This window comes from Methylocella silvestris, assembly GCF_002891535.1.
GTDB classification, from domain to species: Bacteria; Pseudomonadota; Alphaproteobacteria; order Rhizobiales; family Beijerinckiaceae; genus Methylocapsa; species Methylocapsa silvestris_A.
On record NZ_PDZR01000057.1, the window covers coordinates 1 to 1,661 of the forward strand.

Sequence of the window (1,661 nt, forward strand, 5' to 3'; positions counted from 1 at the left end):
CGTCTTCCTGACCCGCCAGGACGCGACCACCGCCATTGCCCGCTATATCGACGGCTTCTACAATCCGATCCGGCGCCACTCGGCGCTCGGCTATAGGAGCCCCGCTCAGTTCGAGCGAGCAGCAAACTGACGACCGTTTGCCTCTCCACTAAACCGGGGCAAGTCCAATTTCGCCTCGCCCGCAGCCAAGTCGCTATCCTCTGTCTTAGGAAGGGCATGGCCACGAAATACGTCACTTCCGCCATGGGATGTCCCCTCGTTCCCGCGCCGCCTTCTCCTCTTCGACTTTGCGCTGCCCTTCACCCGCGCCGGGGCTTAGCGGTATGAAATAGTCTGTTTCTCCGGTCAGTTCGGCGGCAAGCGCGTCGATAGCCGTGATCACGGTGTGCGCCATCTGGTAGACCGGCCCTCCAATCCTGACCCGTATCGCAATCCCAATCATCGCGTCGCGGCAGGCGCGCAGGGAACGGATCGCCGCGGCTGGATCTTCCGGCATCTCGGGCCGATACGGCCGTCTCGCTATAACAGCGCCTCCAAATGAGTTCCCTGTTTGTTCTAGCCGTCCCCGAGGTGCGTGTCTAGCGAGCGTTGCCTGCCTCGTCGAAGCCGATACGCCATTCGTGGATCACCCGCTTCTGCCTGCCCGCACCGACCTCACTAGAGCGGCGGAGGAAAGCAGCACCGCGGCGGCGGCGATGGCGCCGCAGACAAGCCCTGCCGGCGTCAATCGCGCCGAAGCCTTCATCGCGAAGCTACGGCCCCATCGAACCTCAATGATGGCTTTCATTTCCTCAGGATGAGTCGGGGCCTCGGTCGGCGGCTCCTCAAGGAAGACGCCACGGCCATCTTCGATCATCGGCCGACTTGTTTCGAATGTGAGGCTCATGACTTTTCCTTCTTCTTCCTCACGCCGGGTTCCCCACCATTCTCGGCAATGAACTCGACGGCATCTGCCAGTAAGATGAACGGCTTTAAGGGTGTCGATGAATTTCGTCGCTCCAGTGCAGCTCCGTTCCCGTTGGGCCGGCGAGCTCCCAGGCTCGTTCCAGAACCGCTTCGCTCTCCTCCGCGGTCGGTTCGAGCCACATGCGTTCTTCGTCGCCATCATCTGCGATCTCGAAAATCGCGCGCGCGATCTCGACGGACGTGTCGTGGATAATGGCGAATCCGCGGATATGTGAGGGGACGTAGGTCATTTCAGTGTCCTTGCCGCCGCCGGATCGCTTCCGGGGCGCGTCGGCGATGCGAGATTGCGCTTGGCGACAAGAAAAGCCGCAGTGCCCGGCATCGTCAACCACGGCAGCGCGTCGCCGCTTAGTCGCGCTTCTCTGTATTCCTCAGCCTGACGCCTGGCCCTCCGCCGTTTTCTGGGATGAATTCAACGCCGGCGGCTTCGAGGGCAGCGCGGATAGCGGAGAGGTTGTTCGCGATTGGCGTTCGCTTTTCCGTCTCAAAGTCTCGGATCGTTGAAACGCCCGCCCCGGAGGCGGTCGCTAATTCCGGCTGCGACCAGTTGTTAACCGGCGTGGAATAAGGGCTCTGACGCACTCTTGGTGCAGCTGTCGATCAACATGCGCCGATAAGGCGGGCTTCGAGCAGATCGAGTTTTGCCCGTCCGTACATTTGGCGCTTCACGAGCTTCAGCTTTGTGATCTGGCCTT

Annotated in this window: 4 protein-coding genes; 1 reads left to right on the plus strand and 3 read right to left on the minus strand. The window is 61.3% G+C overall.

All coding sequences use genetic code 11. The features are described 5' to 3' along the window. Positions 1 to 130 (plus strand): IS3 family transposase (locus CR492_RS20175; RefSeq protein ID WP_146030260.1); only part of this gene is annotated, 130 nt, incomplete at its 5' end. 102 nt (positions 131 to 232) lie between these two features. Here CR492_RS20175 and CR492_RS20180 read toward each other — a convergent pair. The 3 genes from CR492_RS20180 to CR492_RS20190 all read right to left on the minus strand — a co-directional run bounded on the left by CR492_RS20180 (position 233) and on the right by CR492_RS20190 (position 1,196). Next, positions 233 to 496: a hypothetical protein gene (locus tag CR492_RS20180; RefSeq protein ID WP_245412195.1), complete on the minus strand. Its 264-nt coding sequence runs from the start codon at positions 494 to 496 to the stop codon at positions 233 to 235. 129 nt (positions 497 to 625) lie between these two features. Continuing rightward, on the minus strand, positions 626 to 886 hold the full coding sequence (locus CR492_RS20185; RefSeq protein ID WP_102845498.1) for a hypothetical protein: 261 nt from the start codon (positions 884 to 886) through the stop codon (positions 626 to 628). A gap of 85 nt (positions 887 to 971) precedes the next feature. Beyond that, complete coding sequence (locus tag CR492_RS20190; RefSeq protein WP_102845499.1) at positions 972 to 1,196, minus strand: YccJ family protein; 225 nt, start codon at positions 1,194 to 1,196, stop codon at positions 972 to 974. Positions 1,197 to 1,661 lie beyond the last annotated feature (465 nt).

Coding starts and splice junctions, on each gene's coding strand:
- CR492_RS20180 (WP_245412195.1), bottom strand. CDS start 496: ATGCCGGAAGATCCAGCCGCGGCGATCCGTTCCCTGCGCGCCTGCCGC.
- CR492_RS20185 (WP_102845498.1), bottom strand. CDS start 886: ATGAGCCTCACATTCGAAACAAGTCGGCCGATGATCGAAGATGGCCGT.
- CR492_RS20190 (WP_102845499.1), bottom strand. CDS start 1,196: ATGACCTACGTCCCCTCACATATCCGCGGATTCGCCATTATCCACGAC.